Here is a 20,693-nt window from a genome sequence, read left to right as displayed (position 1 = left end):
GCTGTGTATCCCCCGGAATCGAGGTTCACCCATGTCGACAACATCGACCTCACCGACTTGTCCTTCTGGGCCCAGCCCTACGGCGACCGTGACGCCGCCTTCGCGGCGCTGCGCCGGCGGCCGGAGCCCGTGCTCTTCCGTGAGCCGGTCATGCCCGGGTTCGGGCGTGGGTCCGGCTATTACGCGATGGTCAGGCACGCCGATATCGCCGAGGTGAGCCGCCGTCCGCAGGACTTCGGCTCGCTGCCCACCGCGATCAGCATCATCGATCTGCCGGAGGAGTTCAACAGCTTCTTCGGATCGATGATCAATATGGACAATCCCCAGCACGCCCGGCTGCGCCGGCTGGTGTCCCGCGCGTTCGGCCGGGGAATGGCCGCCGAGTTCGAGGTGGCGTCCCAAAAGGCGGCCCGGAAGATTGTCGACGACCTCATCGCGGACGGCCCGGGCGACTTCGTACGGAACGTCGCGGCGATCATGCCGATCGCGGTGCTCAGCGGCATGATGGGCATTCCCGGCGACGACTACGAGTTCATTTACGACCGGTCCAATGTCATCGTCGGCACCTTCGACCCCGAATACGTTCCCCGGGCCGATCAGGCCACCGCCGCCCTGCTGAAGACCTCCCATGAACTCGCCGACTACATCTCACGGCTCGCCGCCGACCGCACCCGTAACCCCACCGGGGATCTGGTCACCCGGCTGGTGCAGGCGCAGATCGACGGTGAGCGGCTGAGCCCCGAAGAGCTCTCCTCCTTCTTCATCCTGCTCGTCGTCGCCGGAATGGAGACCACCCGTAACGCGATCTCACGTGGTCTGGTGCTGCTCACCGAACATCCGGAGCAGCGGAAGCTGCTGCTCTCCGACTTCGAGACCTACGCGCCGGGCGCGGTCGAGGAGATTCTGCGGGTCGCGACCCCCATCAACTGGATGCGCCGCACCGTCAAACGGGACTGCGAGGTGAACGGCCACCGCTTCCAGGAGGGCGACAAGTTGCTGCTCTTCTACTGGTCCGCCAACCGGGACGAGGACGTCTTCACCGACCCCTATCAGTTCGACATCACCCGGGACCCCAATCCGCATATGACCTTCGGGTCGGTCGGCCCGCACTTCTGCCTGGGCGCCCATCTGGCCCGCATGGAGGTCACGGTCCTCTTCCGTGAGCTGTTCGGCCGGCTGCCGGAGATCCGCACCGTGGGGGAGCCCCGGCGGCTGGTGGCCAGCTTCGTCGAGGCCATCAAACACGTGGACTGCGCGTTCTGACACACCGGCGGAAGCCGCGCACCACCGACTGGAAAACGCCGCGCGGGAGGGGGTTTGTCCCCCTCCCGCGCGGCGTTGTGCCCTGCGGGCCGGACTAGGCCGTGGCGCCGTCACCGGAGTTGACCGCGGCGTACGCCTCGGCGAGGTAGTGGCCGAGCTGGGCGGGGGTGGGGTACTCCAGAATGGCGACGAGGGGGATCTCCACGTCGGTGAGCGTCATCAGATTGCGGGTGAGCTCGAGAGCGGTCAGCGAAGTGAGGCCGTTCTCCAGGAAGTTGCTGTCGTCGTCCACCACGGCGGGTGCCAGGATGTCGGCGAGCTGCGCGCGCACGGTCTCCCGCAGGATGTCCTCGCGCTCCTCGGCCGTGGCGATGGCGAGCGCCTGGTGCAGCGCCGCCCCGTCCAGTGCGGTTTCGCTCTTCTCCGTCTGCATCGCGGATCCGTCTCCTTGAGGGCCGGCGTCGCCGGGCGTGTGGTTGTTGACGGTGGTGTGTGTGTTCATCGGTACTCCCGCCTGGTTGGGGCCGGTCGGCGTGATCACCGACCGTGGTGCGTATGCGGCGTGGCCGAAGGGCCGGAAAGGCCATCGAAGAGCCGATCCGTTCCCAGCTCGGAGGCGTGTGCGGTCATCCAGGCCCAGTCGATGTCCGCGATGACCACGGAGGCCATGTCGGCCATGACCGCCTGCCGCAGCAGGGCGGCGGCCGAGCGCTGGGGCAGTGCGGGCATCCCGTTGGTCCTCAGCTGCTTGGCGGCGCCGACGGCCGTGTCGGGCTCGTCGATCGAACCCCAGCACACCGAGGTCGCCGGAACGCCCCGCGCCCGGCACCCCTGGGCCAGCGCGCTCAGATAGGCGTGGGCCGGCGCCTGGTTGCCCAGGCCCGGGCTGGGCAGGACGCCCACGATCGAGCACCCGAGCACCAGGACCGACAGCTCATGGCTGCTGCCGAGCGCGCAGAGGTTCACCGCACCCGCCACTGTCGCCGCCCACTCGTCCTCGATCCGCGCCGCGTCCAACTGCCCCGTCTCGGCGGCCAGCGGCGCCGCGAGATGCAGGACGGCCGTCAGCGGGAACTCCGCGGGAATGCCCGTGACCGCCGCGGCGAGCGCCTCCGGGTCCGCCACGTCGACGTTGGCCACGGAGACCCGTACGCCCGAGGCGTTCAGCTCGGCCACCAGGTCGGCGACCGGTGGTGCGGTGTCGACCAGCAGCAGGTGTTCGGCGCCCTCCTCGGCTGCCCAACGGGCGGTGTGCGCGGCCAGGGTGGTGGCGGCGCCCGTGATGAGGACCGTCCCCCGGAGCCGTCGGGCAGGGGTGGTGGGGGCCGTGGGGGTGTCGCGCACCAGGCGCCGGGCGAAGCAGCTGTCGCCGCGCACGGCCACCTCCACCTCGCCGTACGCCCCGGCCAGGACCGCAGCGAACCGCCGTCCCGCCCGGTCGTCGAACAGCTCCGGCAGGTCGACCAGCCCGCCCCACCGGCGCGGACGCTCCATCGCCAGCGCCCCGCCCAGACCCCAGAACCGGGCCTGCTCCGGACGGGACATCGGATCGCCCAGGTCGACGCCGACGCCCCCACGGGTGGCCAGCCACACCGGTGCCTCGATCCCGGCCCGGCGCAGTGTCTCGAACACGTCGAGGGTCGGGGCGAGTGCCGGGCCGCGCCCGTCGCCGGTCGGTGGCTCCACTGCCAGCAGGGAGAGCACCCCGGCGACCGGCCGCCCGGCGACGGCTTCGGACATCCGCCGGGCCCGGGTCTCCTCGTCCGGCGGTGTGGTCTCCGAAGATGTGGTGTCCGGGGCGAACACGACGGCCTCGGCGCCATGGTCGCGCAGCGCGGTGATCACGGCGGTCACCATGGCGTCGCCGCCGCTGTCACCGGACCCGCTGTGGCCGGACGTCACGACCAGCCAGGTGCCGGTCAGTCGTGACGTCGGCGGGTCGGCGAGGGGTTTCCAGGCGATGCGGTAGCACCACTCCCGCTGCCGCCGCCAGGTGGCCAGGGCGGGAAGGATCTCCGCGAGCACGTCCCGTCGGTCGGCGGGGACCTCGAGTGCCCGGGTCAGGGCCGCCGTGTCCGTACGGGCCACGGCGTCCCAGAACTCGGCGTCCGCCCAGGTCTCGGCCCGGGACACGGCATCCGCCGGAGCCTCGTTCTCCAGCCAGAAGCGCTGCCGTTGAAAGGCATAGGTGGGCAGGGCGACGGTGCGGGGAGCCGGATCGCCGTCGAACAGCGCGACCCAGTCCACGGTGGCGCCCATGGTGTGCATACGTGCCAGGCCGCACAACAGCTCCCGCACCTCCGACTTTTCGGTCCCCTCGGCCCCATCGCCCCGGAAGGGCGACAGCACCAGCGCCGCCGGGGCGGAGGTCAGCATCGCCTCCGGCCCCAGCTCCCACACCGCGCCGGCCTCATCGAGCGAGGGCAGGGGCGGCCGCTCGTACTCCACCGTGCTCGGATCGGTGCCGGCGGCTACCAGGCGGCAGGCGCGGGTGAGGTCGAGAGCACCGGCGATGTGCGCCGCGGCGATCTCACCGACCCCACAGCCCACCACCGCGTCGGAACGCACCCCCACCGAGGCCAGCAGCCGGGCCAGTGCGACGTAGAGGGCGAACAACCCCTCCCGGGAGGACGCGTCGCGGTCCCCCTTCACTCCCAGCAGCTCACCGGCCTCGTCGAAGGCGGAGGCGAAGACGGGGAACCGGTCGTACAGCTCGGCGCCCGTCCCCGGGAGGTGGCGACCCTCGCCACCGAAGACCAACACCGTCCCGCCCACCGAGGCGGCCGCCGCGCCGGCACGGGCCACCTCGGGTCCCACCACCGAGGGATGCGGCTCACCGGCCGCCAGCGCCGCCAGCCCCGCCCTCAGCTCATCAGGCCCCCGGCCGACCACGACCGCCCGGTGGTCGAAGGCCGACCGCGTGGTCACCAGTGACCATCCCACCTCGACGGGGGACAGCCCCGGACCGGCCGCCGCCGTATGCGCGGCCAGCGCACGGGCCTGGCCGCGCAGCGCCGCCGCACCTCGCGCGGACACCACCCACGGCACCAGCCCCGGGTCGCGGGCGCCACTGTCGTCGACATCAGACTCCACCGATTCGGTGAACTCCTCGAGAATCACATGGGCGTTGGTGCCGCTGGCGCTGAACGAGGACACCCCGGCCCGCCGCGGCCGGTCCACTCGCGGCCACTCCGTCCGCTCGGTCAGCAGCCGCACCGCGCCCTTGCGCCAGTGCACCAGCCGGGTCGGCCGGTCGATGTGGAGCGAACGTGGCAGCACGCCCCGGCGCATCGCCATCACCATCTTGATCACACCGGCCATTCCCGCGGCGGCCTGCGTATGACCGAGATTCGACTTGATGGATCCCAACAGCAGCGGCCGGTCCTCCGGACGGCCCTGGCCATACGTGGCGAGCAGCGCCTGGAGCTCGATGGAGTCGCCGAACGCGGTACCGGTGCCGTGCGCCTCCACCGCGTCCACATCCCCCGTGGACAGCCGGGCGTCGGCCAGGGCGTCGCGGATCAGCTGCTGCTGGGCGGGGCCGTTGGGAGCGGCCATGCCCGTACTGGCACCGTCCTGGTTGATCGCCGAGCCCCGGATGACGGCCAGCACGGGATGCCCGTTGCGCCGCGCGTCCGACAGCCGCTCCAGCAGCACCAGCCCGGAGCCCTCCCCGTACACCATGCCGTCGGCGGCGTCAGCGAACGACCGGCACCGGACATCGGGGGACAACTGGCGCTGACTGGAGGCCACTTGGAAGACGCTCGCGGTGTACATGATGGCGGCGCCACCGGCCAGCGCCAGCGTGCACTCGCCCCGGCGCAGCGATCCGGCCGCCAGATGCATCGCCACCAGCGACGACGAACACGCGGTGTCCAAGCTGACCGCCGCGCCCTGCAGACCGAGGGTGAACGCCACCCGGCCCGAGGACACACTGCCCGCGTTGCCGTTGCCCACGTGGCCCAGCAGGCCCTCGGGGATCTCGTCCAGCCGCGAGGCGTAGTCGTGGTACATCACCCCGGTGTAGACGCCGGTCCGGCTGCCCCGCAGGGTGTGCGGATCGATACCCGCGCTCTCCGTCGCCTCCCAGGCCAGCTCCAGCAGCATCCGCTGCTGCGGTTCGATGGCCGCCGCTTCCCGGGCGCCGATGTCGAAGAACTCCGCGTCGAAGTCGGCCGCGTCATAGATGAAGCCACCGGCCCGCACGTACGAGGTGCCGTGGTGCTCCGGATCGGGGTGATAGAGGTTCTCCAGGTCCCAGCCCCGGTCGGTGGGGAAGCTGGAGACGGCGTCCCGCTCGTCGGCCACCAGCTCCCACAGCTGTGCCGGGGTGCGCACACCGCCGGGAAAGCGGCAGGCCATGCCGACGACGGCGATCGGCTCCGCCAGCTGCGCCTGGACCTCCCGCAGCCGCTGCCGGGTCTCATGGAGCTCGGCCGTGGTCCACTTGAGATAGTCGACGAGCTTTTCCTCGTTGCTCATGAGCCGCCCGCACTCACCGTGCTGCGCGGTGTCAGGTTCACCAGCGCGAGCTCATCGGCGGTCAGTGGCGGCTCGGTGAGCTCCGGGAGGACCCGGTCCTTGTGCATCAGCGACAGAAAGCGGCTGGACGCCAGCTCGGACTGCGGGGCGGTCAGGCTGATGACATCGGTCACCACATCACACACCGCCGAGGAGCGGATCGACCGGTCGGCGATCAGATCGGAGAAGCGCTGCCGGGCCACGGCCCCGCCCGTCAGCCGCGGATCCGTCGTGCTCATCCGGCAGTTGACGTACTCCACATCCTTGGACGCGGCCATGATCCAGGGATCGTCCACGGTGGCGCTGATCGCGTGCTGGGCCCGCCGGGTCGCGCCCACATCGCTCCCGGACCGCCGCAGCTCGGTGTCCAGCGCGGCGGCCGCACGAGCCGCGGAGCTCATCCCATGGCCGTAGATGGGGTTGAACGCGGCCAGCGCGTCGCCGAGCACCAGCAGCCCCTCCGGCCAGATGTCCAGCCGTTCCGGATACAGCCGCCGGTTGGCGCCGACACGCGAGACGGCCACCGAGGTCAGCGGCTTGGCGAGGTCGATGAGATCGGCGACCAGCGGATGGCGCAGTGTCCGGGCGTAGGGCAGGAAGTCGTCGTCGTGTGCGGGCAGTCCGGCGCCGCGGGTGCACGACAGGGTCACCATCCAGGTGCCGTCCTCCTGCGGATACACCACCCCGAACCGGCCCGGCTCGCGCAGCCGGTGGTCGGCGGCCACGTTGACGGCGGGGAATCCGGCGGCGGCACCCGGCGGCGCCTGGTACACGCGGGTGGCGTACGCGATGCCCGCGTCGACGATGTCCTCCTCGAGCGGCGGCACCTCCAGCGCCGACAGCCAGTGCCGGAGCCGGGAACCGCGCCCGGAGGCGTCGATCACCAGATCGGCCTCCAGCGTCTCCTGCGCACCGGTGTCCATGTCGCGCACCCGGACCCCGGTGACCCGCTTGGCGTCGCCGACCAGATCGAGGATCTCGGTGCGCTGACGTAACGTGATCCGCCCGGTGGCCAGAACGCGAGCGCGGACCTTCCAGTCCAGGAACGGGCGGGTGCACATCAGGGCGTACTGCCGCGGTGGAAAGCGGTGTTGCCAGCCGTGGGACGTCAAGGTCACCAGGTCCTGATGGAAACCGATCCGGCGGGCGCCCGCGTCGAGCAGTTGGTCGATCATGCCCGGCAGCAGTGTGTCCACGATGCGCGCACCGCTGGACCACAGCACATGGACATGGCGTCCCTGCGGCGATCCCTTACGGTGCCGGGGCCCGTCCGGCAGCACATCGCGCTCCACGACGGTGACGCGCTCCAGATGGCGGGCCAGCACATGGGCAGCCAGCATTCCCGCCCAGCCTCCGCCCAGAACGATTCCGTGCTTGGGTTCGGTCATGGTTCTGCTTTCGTCCCTTCACCGCTTACGGCCTTTTACATCGGACTGGGGCTGCCCTTGGCCTGGACCATCTTGGCGAGGTTTTGGGTGACCGCCATGAAATGCGCGACACCGGTGAGTTCGGGGCCGTCGCCCACTTTCGTATCCGTGATGCCCCAGAACGCCTGGGCGTGATGGACCAGACCGTCATCGCCGAGTTCGATCACGCCGATGATGCTGAAGGTGAGTTTGGCCGGTGCGTACACCGTGACCGTGGTCGGCACCGCCACCCTGCGGCCGTCCATCGAGGTGACCGGACGGCCCGGGGTCTCATGTACCTGGCATTCCATGGACCAGGCGATATGGCCGCGAAGCGCGTCCTTTCCGATGAGCGGGGGAGCGCCGACCGGGTCTTCGAAGACGATATCGTCCGAGAACAGCTCCAATACGGCCTCGACATCACCGGCGTTCATCCGCCGCGCGTATTCCAGGGCCATCTTCTTGAGGGTCGCCTCATCGGCCATGAACGCCTCCTGTGCGGTGCCGGGGTCGTGGGGGATCAGCCGGTGATGCCAATGTCCGACCTCCCCCAGAACATCTGCAGTTCCTGAATGAGACCGCCGGCCCCCGCGCGCATCATCAGGACGTAGTCCCAGGTGATGCGGGAGCTCTCCGGGGTATCCGGGGCCGTCAGCCAGCCGCGCTCGGCGAATCCGGGGCCTTTGGGCAGATAGTCCATGGTGGCCGTCACCGGCACCAGGACATGCACACCGTCCTGCCCCGCGACCGGCTCACCGGGAATCTCGCTGATCCCCGCCGCGGCCAGCTCCTCGAAATGCTCACGAAGGGCGTCCCGCCCGGTCCTGCGTCCCGATCCGACGGGGTCCTCGAAAGTGACCTCGTCCGCGTAGAGTTCGAGAAGCCCGTCGATATCCGCGGCGTTCATCCGGCGGCTGTGCTCGAGGATGAGCTTCTTCCGGCTGCGCTCATCAATCACCGTGTGCCCCCATGTGCATGCTCTCCGTTGCTGTCGCTCCGGCCAAGGTCCTGGTCGATGAACTGGAAGATCTCGTCGGCCGTGGCGTCCTGAATACGGCCGGCCGCACGCCCTTCCTCCGTTCCGCCGCCGTGCAGGGCGCCCAATTTCGACAGAGTGCTCTGAAGGCGCCCCAGCAGCGCTTCCCGCGCCGCCTCGTCCTGGGCCACGGAAAGCAGCGCGCTTTCCATCCTGTCGATTTCGCCCAGCATCGGGGCGAGTGGATCCACGTCCTCGGGCGCCAGTTCCGTATGCAGATGCGCGGCGAGCGCGGCCGGATTCGGATGGTCGAAAATGAGGGTGGTGGCCAGCCGCAGCCCGGTCACGGCGGTCAGCCTGTTCCGCAGTTCGATCGCGGTCAGCGAGTCGAAGCCGAGCTCCAGGAAGCCGCGCTCGGTCTGGATCCGCCCGGGGTCGGAGTGGCCCAGCGCCGCCGCGGCATGGGTGAGGACCAGACTGAGCAGCGTGCGGCGCTGCTCCTCCAGTGGCAGCGTGGCCAGATGACCGGCCCAGTCGGTGTGCGGCCGGGCGGTGGCCGCGGTGCGCCGGGCCGTACCGCCACCGGTGAGTGCCCGCAGGGGAGCGGGCAGGGTGAGCGCCGGCTGTCCGGCCAGGGCCCGTACGTCCAGATCGATGGCGATCAGATGGTGGTGGCCATGGCGAACGGCCACGTCCAGCAGCCCCAGCGCCCGCTCACTGGACATCGCCCCGATGCCCGACTGGGCCATCCTGGCCCGGTCCGCCTCCCCCAGATGCCCGGTCATCCCGCTGGCGTCCGCCCACAGGCCCCACGCCACCGAGAGTCCCGGCAGGCCGAGGGTACGGCGATGGGCGGCCAGGGCGTCGCAGTAGGCGTTCGCCGCGGCGTAGTTGGACTGCCCGGAGGCGCCCAGTGTGCCCGCGGTGGAGGAGAACATCACAAACAGGGCCAGCGGCAACTCCGCTGTCGCGGCGTGCAGATGGGCCGCGGCCGTGGCCTTCGGGTGCCACACCCGCGCGAGCCGCTCCGGGGTCTGGGTGGTGAGGACGGCATCGTCCAGTACTCCGGCCGCGTGGACGACACCGGTCAGCGGATGCGCGGGATCGACCCCGGCCACCAGAGCGGCCACCGCGTCCGGATCGGTGACATCGACCGCGGCGATCCGCACCTGGGCGCCCAATTCGGTAAGCCTGTCGATGAGTTGATCGGCGCCGGCGGCCTCCGGACCGCTCCGGCTCACCAGCAGCAGATGCCCGACCCCCCAGCTGCGCACCAGGTGCTCGGCGACCAGAGCGCCCAGGGTGCCGGTGCCACCCGTGATCAGCACGGTGCCGTCGGCGTCGAGTCCGGGGGTCTTCTCCTGCCCGTCCTGAGCGTCGACGGCCGGACCCGGCGTGGCCGTCGCGACCGTAGCTGCCGTCGCGCGGACCATGCGGGGCACCAGCACCCGTCCGTCCCGCACCGCCACCTGAGGCTCATGCGACTCGACCGCGCGCACCACGGCCGCCACGACGGCCTCGCGGCCCTCGTCGAGGTCGAGCAGTACGAACCGGCCCGGGTTCTCCGACTGGGCGCTGCGGATCAGCCCCCACGCCCCGGCACCGGACGGATCCAGCGCGGTGCCGTCGGGGTCATCCGTGTCATCGGTGTGTTCGCCCGGACGGTCCGCCGCCATCGCACCCCGTGTGACGACCACCAGCCGCGCATCGGCCAGGGCCGGCCGCCTCAGCCAGGACTGCACCAGACCCAGCAGCTCCTCGACCGCCCCCAGCCCGTCCCCGTGGCCGCCCTCAGCGGCGTACGGGTGGGCCAGGACGACGGCGGGGGCGGGCTCACCCGCGTCCACGGCCGCGATCAGCGCCTCCAGGTCCGGATGGCACATCGTGGCCTCCGCACCCACCCCGGCCGCGACCGGCTCCGCAAGCCCCAGCCGGTCCTCGCCCAGCACCACCCAGCCGCCCTCGCCGACCACCGACGCCGGGGACGGTGCGGTGGCCGCGGCGGGCAGCGGCGTCCAGTCCAGGGTGAACAGCCCGTCCACGGCACGGGCGGCCGCGGCCGTGCGCAGCCGGTCCGTCGCGGCCGGACGGGTCACCAGTGAATCGACCGTGAGCACCGGAGCGCCCACCGTGTCCGCCACCGTCAGCCGCAGCGACTGCCGCTCCTCGTCCCGCGAGAGCCGCACCCGTACCGTGGCCGCCTCGGTGGCCCACAGGGACACGCCGTTCCAGGCGAACGGCAACCACACCTGGCCGTCGTCCTCCTGCCCCTCGGGCCGGTCCATCAGCAGGGACGGATGCAGCGCCGCGTCCAGCAGCGCCGGATGGATGCCGAAACCGTCCCGGCCACCCGCCGCATCGGGCAGCGCCACCTCGGCGAGGACATCCCGGCCATGGCGCCACGCGGCCGTCAGCCCCTGATACGCCGGGCCGTATCCGTAACCCGCCGCCATCACCTGCTCGTAGAAGGCGCTGACGTCCAGCGGCTCGGCGCCCGGTGGCGGCCACACCCCGCCCAGGCCCTCCGCCGGTGCGGGGCCCCCGGCAGCGGGTGCGGGGACCTCAGCGGGTGCGAGCACGCCCACCGCATGACACACCCACCCCGCGTCCGTTCCGGAATCGAGGGCCAGGGTCTGGCCGGGGTCGTCGAGCCGGTCGGGGCGGGAGTACATCCGCACCTCACGCCGCCCGTCCTCCGCCGCGGCACCCACCACCACCTGCACCCGCAGCCCACCGGACTTGGGCAGCGCGAGCGGAACCTGCAGCGCGAGCTCCTCCACCCCACCACAGCCGACCGCGTCGGCCGCCCGCAGCGCCCACTCCACCAGCACCGCGCCCGGCGCCAGCACCGCACCCGCCACCACATGCTCGGCGAGCCACGGATGGGAGCGTGCGGAGAGTCGGCCGGTGAGCACATGGGTGGTGCCGTCGGCGAGTTCCACTGCGGCGCCGAGCAGCGGATGGCCCGCGGACGTCAGACCCAGATCGGCCGGATCGCCACCCGGACCGCCCGCTCCGTCCAGCCAGTACCGCTCACGCTGGAAGGCGTACGTGGGCAGGTCGATGGCGCGGGGTGCGGGGTCGGTGCGGAACCATCGTGTCCAGTCGACCGCGACCCCGGCGGTGAACGCCTGCGCCACCGACCTCGCCAGCTGCTCCGGGCCACCGTGGTCGCGCCGCAGGGTCGGGACGGTCACCGCGTCGACCCCCGCCTCCTCGATGCACTCCTGCATGCCGATGGTGAGGACCGGGTGGGTGCTGGCTTCGATGAATACGCGGTGGCCGTCGTTGAGGAGTGCTTGTACGGCGTCGGCGAACCGTACTTGTTCGCGGAGGTTGGTGACCCAGTAGGCGGTGTCAAGTCCGCTGGTGTCCATACGGGCGCCGGTGACGGTCGAATAGAACGCCACCTGGCCGGACACCGGCTTGACCCCGGCCAAGAGTTCATGCAACTCCTCGGCGATCTCGTCCACTTGGGCGCTGTGGGAGGCGTAGTCGACGTCGATGAGCCGGGCCCGGCGGCCCGCCTCTTCACACGCGGCCACGGCGTCGGCGACCTGCTCCGGCGGTCCGGAGACCACCACGGAGCCCGGCCCGTTGACGGCGGCGATGCCCACCCCTACGGCACGTTCGCCGAGCCCGGTCAGGAACTCCTTCGCCTGGTGCTGGTTGATGGTGAGGGAGGCCATGGCGCCGTGGCCGGCGAGGCGGCGGAGGGCGTGGGCGCGGAGGGCGACGATGCGGGCGCCTTCGTCGAGGGAGAGGGCTCCGGCGACGCAGGCGGCGGCGATTTCGCCTTGGCTGTGGCCGACGACGGCGGCGGGGGTGACGCCGTGGTGGTCCCATACGGCGGCGAGGGAGACCATGACGGCCCACAGGACGGGTTGGACGACGTCGACGCGGGCGAGGTCGGCGGCGTTGACGCCGCCGCGCAGGGCCTCGGTGAGGGACCAGTCCACGTGGGGGGCGAGGGCTTGTTCGCATTCGGTGATGCGGGTGGCGAAGGGGGGTGAGGTGTCCAGGAGTCCGGCGCCCATGCCGAGCCACTGTGAGCCCTGGCCGGGGAAGACCAGCACCGGGCCGAGGCTGCCCGTGGTCGTGATGGTGTCGGGTTCGATGAGGGCGGGGTGTGTTTCGCCGGTGGCCAGGGCGTTGAGTCCGGCCAGGAGTTCGTCGCGGTGTTGGCCGATGATGACGGCGCGGTGGTCGAAGACGGACCGGGTGCTGATCAGTGACCAGCCGATATCCGCCGGTGTGGCTTCGGGGTCGGTGGCCACTCGTGCGGCCAGCGCCGCGGCCTGGCCGCGCAACGCGTCACGGCCACGCCCCGAGACCACCCAGGGCACCACACCACCCACCGCAACACCGCCCGGCGAGGTGTCCGGTGCGGGGGCGGCCTCGGCCGGTTCGGGGGCCTGCTCAAGGATGAGATGAGCGTTCGTACCGGAGATGCCGAACGACGACACACCCGCACGGCACGGCCGTCCGTTCGCCGCCCATTCGACCGGTTCGGTCAGCAGCCGCACCGCGCCCGCGTCCCAGTCCACATGCGGTGTCGGCTCGTCGATGTGCAGCGAGGCGGGGAGCAGCCCGTGCCGCAGCGCCTCCACCATCTTGATGATGCTCGCCACTCCGGCGGCCGCCTGGGTGTGCCCCAGGTTGGACTTGACGGAGCCCAGCCACAGCGGACGTCCCTCCGGCCGGTCCTGGCCGTAGGTGGCCAGCAGCGCCTGGGCCTCGATCGGGTCACCCAGCGTCGTGCCCGTACCGTGCGCCTCCACCGCGTCCACTTCGGACGGCGACAGCCCCGCGTTGGCGAGTGCCTGCCGGATGACCCGTTGCTGCGAGGGCCCGTTGGGCGCCGTGAGACCGTTGCTGGCGCCGTCCTGGTTGACCGCCGAACCCCGGATCACCGCCAGCACCCGATGCCCGTTGCGCCGTGCGTCGGACAGCCGCTCCAGCAGCACCAGACCGACGCCCTCGGAGAAGCCCGTGCCGTCCGCCGCCGCGGCGAACGCCTTGCACCGACCGTCCGGCGACAGCGCGCGCTGACGTGAGAACTCGGTGAACCCGCCGGGCGTGGCCATCACCGTCACCCCGCCCGCGAGCGCCAGCGAGCACTCGTCCTGCCGCAGCGCCTGCACCGCCAGATGCGTGGCCACCAGGGACGACGAGCACGCCGTGTCCACCGTGACCGCGGGCCCCTCCAGGCCGAACGAGTACGACACCCGGCCCGAGACGACGCTGCCGAGGTTCCCGGTGGCCACATAGCCCGCCGAGTCGCCGGTCGTCTGGCCGATGAGCGACAGGTAGTGGTACGAGTCCACCCCGGCGAACACTCCGGTGTCGCTGCCGCTCAGCGCCTCCCGCGTCAGCCCCGCGCGCTCGAACGCCTCCCACGCCGTCTCCAGCAGCAGCCGCTGCTGTGGATCCATCGCCGCGGCCTCACGCGGGTTGATCCCGAAGAACTCCGCGTCGAAATCGGCCACATCGCGCAGGAACCCGCCTTCGCGGGCGCTGCTGGTGCCGGCGTGCTCGGGATCCGGGTCATAGAGGTTCTCCAGGTCCCAGCCACGGTCCTCGGGAAACGTGGAGATGACATCCACGCCCTCGTCCACCACCCGCCACAGGTCCTCGGGGGTCGCCACATCGCCGGGGAAGTGGCAGGCCATCCCGATGATGGCGATGGGCTCCCGGGCGCGGTCCTCGACCTCGCGCAACTGCCGCCTGGCCAGACGCAGATCGGCGGTCGCCCGCTTGAGATAGCTGCGGAGCTTCTCGTCATCCGTCATATCGCATCAACCCGATCGTCACGGCGGTCCTGATTTCGGCGGTCCTGTGAGGGGTCCCGGTCCAGCGGTTCTGATTCAGCGGTCTTGATTCGGCGGTTCTGATTCAGCGGTTCTGATTTCAGCGGTTCATCGGAGGCTGTCGTCGGAGGGGACGGTCAGCTCGTTGTCGAGCGCCTGGAACAACTCCTCGTCGCTGGCCGACGCCAGATCCTCCTCGGCGGGGTCGTCGCCGTCCTCGCCGTGCCACGGGCCGTCCACCTTGCGCAGCAGCTCCCGCAGCCGCACCGCGATCCGGGCCCGCTGCTCACGGTCGGCGATTCCCCCGGTCAAGGCGGCGTCGAGGGTGTCGAGGCCGGCAAGGAGCGAGCCGGTCGGCGCCGCTCCGGCGGGGACCAGCAGCTCCCCCAGCAGCCGTACCACCGCGGTGGGTGTGGGGTGGTCGAAGACCAGCGTGGCGGGCAGCCGCAGACCGGTGGCGGCGCCCAGCCGGTTCCGCAGCTCCACGGCGGTCAGCGAATCGAAGCCCAGCTCCCGGAAGTTCTGGGCGGGGTGGACGGCATCCGCCGTGTCATGGCCCAGCACGGTCGCCGTGGCGTTGCGCACCAGCTTGAGGAGCGCCTGCTGCCGGTCCTCCTCGGACAGGGTGGCGAACGCCTCCGCCGGTGCCGCTCCGCCCGGGCCGGCGGCTGCGGTGGCCGCCTGCGGGGCGGCGCCGCGCACCAGGCTCCTGAAGAGAGGCGGCAGATCGTCGGTGTGGGCCCCGCGCCGCAGGGTGGCCAGATCGAGCTGGATGGGCGCCAGGGCCGGAAGGCCGCTGTCGAGGGCGATGTCGAGCAGTGCGAGACCCTGTTCGGTCTCCAGACCCACCATCCCGGCCCGGGCCAGCCGCGCCCGGTCGGCGTCGGTCATCCCCCCGGTCATCCCGGTGGCCTGCGCCCAGTACCCCCAGGCCAGGGAGGTGGCGGGCAGGCCCTGGGCATGACGGTGCGCGGCGAGCGCGTCCAGGAAGGCGTTGGCCGCCGCGTAGTTGCCCTGTCCCGCGGCGCCCAGCAGCCCGGCGGCCGCGGAGAACACCACGAACGCCGACAGCCCCGCGTTGCGGGTGAGCTCATGCAGATTCCACGCCGCGTCGGCCTTCGCCCACAACACCTCATCGAGCTGATCGGGTGTGAGCGCCTCGACCGTGGCATCGCGCAGCAGCCCGGCGGCGTGGACGACGGCGGTGAGCGGATGACGGTCGGGAACGGTCTCCAGCAGCTTGGCCAGGGCGGCCCGGTCGGCCGCGTCACACGCCGCGATGGAGACCCGCGCGCCGAGCCCGGTCAGCTCGGTCGCCAGCTCCGTGGCACCCGGGGCGTCGAGGCCCCGGCGGCTGATCAGCAGCAGCCGTCGTACGCCGTGCTGGGCCACCAGATGGCGGGCGGTGGCGGCGCCGAGAGTGCCCGTGCCCCCGGTGATGAGCACCGTGCCCTCCGGGTCGAGGGCGGTGGGGAGCGTCAGCACGATCTTGCCGATATGGCGCGCCTGGCTGAAGTAGCGGAACGCCTCCGGAGCCCGGCGGATGTCCCACACAGTGGTGGGCAACGGCCGCAGCGTCCCGTCCTCGAACAGGGCCGACAACTCGGCGAGCATCCGCTGGATACGGTCCGGGCCCGCACCGCCGACCAGGTCGAACGCACGGTAGATCACCCCCGGATACCGTGCGCCCACCTCCTGGGGGTCGCGGACGTCGGTCCGGCCCATGTCGATGAAGCGACCGCCCGGCGCCAGCAGCCGCAGGGACGCGTCCACGAAGTCACCGGCCAGCGAATTGAGCACTACATCGATGGAACCCGCGGCGGTGCGGAACCCCTCCTCGAAGTCGAGAGTGCGAGAGGAGGCGATGTGACGGTCGTCGAATCCGCGCTCCCGCAGGGCATGCCACTTGGTGGGGCCCGCCGTGGCATACACGTCGGCCTGCCAGTGGCGTGCCAACTGCACGGCCGCCAGGCCCACCCCGCCCGTGGCCGCGTGCAGCAGCAGCTTCTCGCCGGCCCGCAGCCCCGCGAGATCGGCGAGACCGTAGTAGGCCGTGAGAAACGCGGACGGTGTGGTCGCCGCCTGGGCGTATGACCACCCCGCCGGGATCCTGGTGATCATCCGGACATCGGTGACGACCAGCGGCCCGGTGCCGTTGAACAGCCCCATCACCCGCTCGCCCACCGCGAACGTGTCGGTGTCCGGGCCCACCTCGACGACCACACCCGCACCGTCGCCACCCAGCGGCCTGGGATCCTCCACCATGCCCAGCGCCACCACCACGTCATGGAAGTTCACCCCACCCGCCCGCAGCGCCACCCGGACCTCGCCCCGGCCCAGCGGCCGGGTGTTGTCCGGGCAGTCGACCAGCGCGAGCTGGTCCAGGCTGCCGTGGCCGGTCAGCCCCAGACGCCACGCGGCCGACCCCTCCGGCGGGGTGAGCCGCTTGGCCGCGTCGTCGTGGACCAGCCGCGGGACGTACCCCACACCGTCGCGCAGCGCCAACTGAGGCTCGCCCGAGGCCACGGCGTCGGCCAGGACGCTCAGCGAGGCCTCCCGTTCATCGAGGTCGAGCAGCAGGACCCGGCCGGGGTTCTCCGACTGGGCGCTGCGCACCAGACCCCATACGGCCGAGGCGGGCAGATCGTGGACATCGTCATGACTCTGCGGGGCCACCGCCCCACGGGTGACCACCGCCAGCCGGGCCTCGGCGAGTTCGGGGGCGGCGAAGAACTCCCGCAGCACCCCGAGGGCTTCCCTTCCGAGGTCATGGGTGCGTTCCATCGGATCGCAACGCCCATCGGCGGGAGAGCCGAAGAAGGCGAACACCACATCGGGGGCCGGCGCCCCGTCCGCAACGGCCGCCCGCACGGCGGCGAGATCCGGAAGGCCCGTGGCGTCGGGCAGCGCATCGGTCAGGGGGCCGTCGTCCGGATCGATCACGGACGAACGGCACGTGGGGGCGCCCTCGACCGGTGTCATCCGCGTCCAGGTGAGCTGGAACAGAGAGTTCCTGCCCGCCGCACGGGCCCGCCCCAACTGCCCGTCCGGCACCGGGCGCAGGATCAGATCGTCCACGACGGCCACCGCGGCCCCGGTCGGATCCACCGCGAACAGCGTGAGCCGGTCCGGTGCCGTCGGGGTGATGCGAATCCGCAGGGTGTCCGCCCCGGTGGCGCGCAGCCGCAGACCGCTCCAGGTGAACGGGAGCAGGACCCCGTGCGTGTCCTCGGAACCGGGGGCGACACCCAGGGCCCGGGCGTGCAGCGCGGCGTCGAAGAGGGCGGGATGGACGCCGTACGCCGCCGCGCCGGCGCGCTCCCCTTCGGGCAGGGACACCTCGGCGTACACGTCGCCGTCCAGCCGCCAGGCGGCGGTGAGGCCCTGGAAGGACGGTCCGTAGTGATAGCCGTGGCCGGCGAGCTGCTGGTAGAAGTCCTCGACGGGGAGCGGCGTGGCCCCTGGAGGCGGCCAGGCGCCGTCCAGGGGCGGGGCGTCGGCCGAGGAGGAGGTGGCGAGTGCCCCGATGGCATGCCGGGTCCAGGCCGCGTCGCCCGTTTCGGCCGTGTCAGCCGCCTCGGTTGCCGGCCGGGAATGCACCGTGATCGGACGCTCCCCGGTGTGATCGGGAGCGGCCACGGCGATCTGCACATCGACCGCCTCACCCTGCGGAATCACCAGCGGCGCGTGCAGGGTCAGCTCCGACACCTGGTCACAGCCCGTCCGCGCGGCGGCGTGCAGGGCGAGCTCGGCGAAGGCGGTGCCCGGGAGCAGGACCGTGTCCAGGACCCGGTGGTCGTTCAGCCAGGGGTGGGTCCGTGGCGACAGCCGGCCGGTGAGTACATGCGCGCCGCCCTCCGCGAGTTCCACGGCGGCGCCGAGCAGCGGATGACCGGCGGACCCCAGCCCGAGGTCGCCAGGGTCGCCGCTGTGGCCACCCCGCCCGTCCAGCCAGTAGCGCCGTCGCTGGAAGGCGTAGGTGGGCAGGTCGATGGCGCGGGGTGCGGGGTCGGTGGGGAACCAGCGGGTCCAGTCGACCCCGACTCCCGCGGTGAACGCCTGCGCCACGGACCGCATCAACTGGGCGTGGTCGCCGTGGTCCCGGCGCAGGGTCGGCACCGCGGCAGCGGGCACACCCGCTTCCTCGAAGGTCTCCTGCATGCCGATGGTGAGGACGGGGTGGGTGCTGGCTTCGATGAATACGCGGTGGCCGTCGTTGAGGAGTGCTTGTACGGCGTCGGCGAACCGTACTTGTTCGCGGAGGTTGGTGACCCAGTAGGCGGTGTCGAGTCCGCTGGTGTCCATGCGGGTGCCGGTGACGGTCGAGTAGAACGCCACCTCCGCCTGGACGGGTTCAATCCCCGACAACACCTCCCTCAACTCGTCCGCGATGTCGTCCACTTGGGCGCTGTGGGAGGCGTAGTCGACGTCGATGAGCCGGGCCCGGCGGCCTGTCTGCTCGCATGCGGCCACGGCGTGGGCGACCTGCTCGGGGGGTCCGGATACGACGACGGATCCGGGGCCGTTGACGGCGGCGATGCCCACTTGGCGGGCTGGTTCGCCAAGGCCGGTGAGGAATTCTCGGGCGTGCTGGTGGTTGATGGTGAGGGAGGCCATGGCGCCGTGGCCGGCGAGGCGGCGGAGGGCGTGGGCGCGGAGGGCGACGATGCGGGCGCCTTCGTCGAGGGAGAGGGCTCCGGCGACGCAGGCGGCGGCGATTTCGCCTTGGCTGTGTCCGACGACGGCGGCGGGGGTGACGCCGTGGTGGTCCCATACGGCGGCGAGGGAGACCATGACGGCCCACAGGACGGGTTGGACGACGTCGACGCGGGCGAGGTCGGCGGCGTTGACGCCGCCGCGCAGGGCCTCGGTGAGGGACCAGTCCACGTGGGGGGCGAGGGCTTGTTCGCATTCGGTGATGCGGGTGGCGAAGGGGGGTGAGGTGTCCAGGAGTCCGGCGCCCATGCCGAGCCACTGTGAGCCCTGGCCGGGGAAGACCAGCACCGGGCCGAGGCTGCCCGTGGTCGTGATGGTGTCGGGTTCGATGAGGGCGGGGTGTGTTTCGCCGGTGGCCAGGGCGTTGAGTGCGGCCAGGAGTTCGTCGCGGTGTTGGCCGATGATGACGGCGCGGTGGTCGAAGACGGACCGGGTGCTGATCAGTGACCAGCCGATATCCGCCGGTGTGGCTTCGGGGGCGGTGGCCACTCGTGCGGCCAGCGCCGCGGCCTGGCCGCGCAACGCGTCACGGCCACGCCCCGAGACCACCCAGGGCACCACACCACCCACCGGCGAGGTGTCCGGTGCGGGGGCGGCCTCGGCCGGTTCGGGGGCCTGCTCAAGGATGAGATGAGCGTTCGTACCGGAGATACCGAACGCGGAGACACCGGCCCGGCGCGGACGCTCCCCACGCGGCCAGGGAACCGGCTCCGTCAGCAGCCGCACCGCACCCGACGCCCAGTCGGCGTGGGGCGTCGGCTCGTCGATGTGCAGCGAGGCGGGCAGCAGCTCATGCCGCATCGCCATCACCATCTTGATCACACTGGCCGCACCGGCGGCGGCCTGGGTGTGCCCCAGGTTGGACTTGATCGAGCCGAGCCACAGCGGCCCGTCCTCCGGCCTGCCCTGGCCGTACGTGGCCAGCAGCGCCTGCGCCTCGATCGGATCACCGAGCGTGGTCCCCGTGCCGTGTCCGTCGACCGCGTCCACCTCGGCTGCGGACACCTGCGCGTTGGCGAGTGCCTGCCGGATCACCCGTTGCTGCGAGGGCCCGTTCGGCGCCGTAAGACCATTGCTGGCGCCGTCCTGGTTGACCGCCGAACCCCGGATCACCCCGAGAATACGGCGGTTGCGGCGCCGCGCCTCGCACAGGCGCTCCAGGACGATCAACCCGGCGCCCTCGCCCCATCCGGTGCCGTCGGCGGCCGCCGCGAACGGCTTGCAACGGCCGTCCGGGGCCATGCCACGCTGCCGGGAGAACTCGATGAACGCGCCGGGCGTCGCCATCACGGCCACCCCGCCGGCCAGGGCCAGATCGCATTCGCCGTGGCGCAGCGCCTGAGTGGCCAGGTGGATGGCGACCAGCGATGAGGAACACGCGGTGTCCACCGTGACCGCCGGACCCTCGAGGCCGAGCGAGTACGCCACCCGGCCGGACACCACACTGCCGAGGTTCCCGGCGCCGACGTAGCCCTCCACCTCGCTGGTGATGTTGCCGATGACCGACAGATAGTCATGCGAACCCACCCCGGCGAACACGCCGGTGTTACTGCCGCTCAGCGACTCCCGATTGAGCCCCGCCCGCTCGAACGCCTCCCACGCGGTCTCCAGCAGCAGCCGCTGCTGAGGGTCCATGGCCTGGGCCTCGCGGGGGCTGATGTCGAAGAAGGCCGCGTCGAATGCCGTGGCGTCGTAGCAGAATCCGCCCTGGTCCACATAGGACTTTCCATAGCTTTCGGGATCCGGGTCGAACAGCTCCTCGGTGCCCCAACCCCGGTCCGTGGGAAAGCCGGAGACGGCGTCCTCCCCGTCCCGCACCAGCCGCCACAGCTCCTCCGGCGACCGCACCCCACCCGGATAGCGGCAGGCCATGCCCACGATCGCGATGGGCTCCGGCTCGGCGGACTCGGCCTCCCGCAGACGCTCACGGGTCTGGCGCAACTCGGCCGTGACCCACTTGAGGTGGTCGAGCAGCTTCTCTTCGTTCGACATCTAGCGGAG

The 20,693-nt window shown here is 71.7% G+C and carries 8 protein-coding genes; 1 reads left to right on the top strand and 7 read right to left on the bottom strand.

Translation table 11 applies throughout. From position 1 onward, the window contains the following. Positions 1 to 3: 3 nt before the first annotated feature. The gene (locus tag J8403_RS04050; RefSeq protein ID WP_211121900.1) at positions 4 to 1,263 is read left to right on the top strand and encodes a cytochrome P450; all 1,260 of its coding nucleotides are present in this window, start codon (positions 4 to 6) and stop codon (positions 1,261 to 1,263) included. 94 nt (positions 1,264 to 1,357) lie between these two features. Here J8403_RS04050 and J8403_RS04045 read toward each other — a convergent pair whose 3' ends face one another. The 7 genes from J8403_RS04045 to J8403_RS04015 all read right to left on the bottom strand — a co-directional run bounded on the left by J8403_RS04045 (position 1,358) and on the right by J8403_RS04015 (position 20,684). Next, positions 1,358 to 1,765: an acyl carrier protein gene (locus J8403_RS04045; protein WP_211121899.1), complete on the bottom strand. Its 408-nt coding sequence runs from the start codon at positions 1,763 to 1,765 to the stop codon at positions 1,358 to 1,360. A 35-nt stretch (positions 1,766 to 1,800) separates the two neighbouring features. Continuing rightward, positions 1,801 to 5,745, bottom strand: coding sequence for a type I polyketide synthase (locus J8403_RS04040; protein ID WP_211121898.1), 3,945 nt, complete (start codon positions 5,743 to 5,745; stop codon positions 1,801 to 1,803). Then, positions 5,742 to 7,172 carry an NAD(P)/FAD-dependent oxidoreductase gene (locus J8403_RS04035; protein ID WP_211121897.1) on the bottom strand — a complete coding sequence of 477 codons (1,431 nt, stop codon included), beginning with the start codon at positions 7,170 to 7,172 and terminating at the stop codon, positions 5,742 to 5,744. The genes J8403_RS04040 and J8403_RS04035 overlap by 4 nt, the downstream gene beginning before the upstream one ends. A 35-nt stretch (positions 7,173 to 7,207) precedes the next feature. After that, a complete protein-coding gene (locus J8403_RS04030; protein ID WP_211121896.1) occupies positions 7,208 to 7,675 on the bottom strand; it encodes a nuclear transport factor 2 family protein in 468 nt (155 codons plus the stop codon). A 35-nt stretch (positions 7,676 to 7,710) separates the two neighbouring features. Continuing rightward, positions 7,711 to 8,148 (bottom strand): nuclear transport factor 2 family protein, encoded by a 438-nt coding sequence (locus J8403_RS04025; protein ID WP_211121895.1) that lies wholly within the window; start codon positions 8,146 to 8,148, stop codon positions 7,711 to 7,713. After that, complete coding sequence (locus tag J8403_RS04020; protein WP_211121894.1) at positions 8,145 to 13,958, bottom strand: type I polyketide synthase; 5,814 nt, start codon at positions 13,956 to 13,958, stop codon at positions 8,145 to 8,147. Before J8403_RS04020 ends, J8403_RS04025 begins: the two co-directional genes overlap by 4 nt. A gap of 126 nt (positions 13,959 to 14,084) precedes the next feature. After that, entirely contained in the window at positions 14,085 to 20,684 is a 6,600-nt protein-coding gene (locus J8403_RS04015; protein WP_211121893.1) for a type I polyketide synthase, read from the bottom strand. Positions 20,685 to 20,693 lie beyond the last annotated feature (9 nt).

The organism is Streptomyces yatensis, from assembly GCF_018069625.1.
GTDB classification, from domain to species: Bacteria; Actinomycetota; Actinomycetes; order Streptomycetales; family Streptomycetaceae; genus Streptomyces; species Streptomyces yatensis.
Note: the sequence above shows the minus strand (reverse complement) of the source record. Positions and strands in the feature narration are given on the sequence as shown.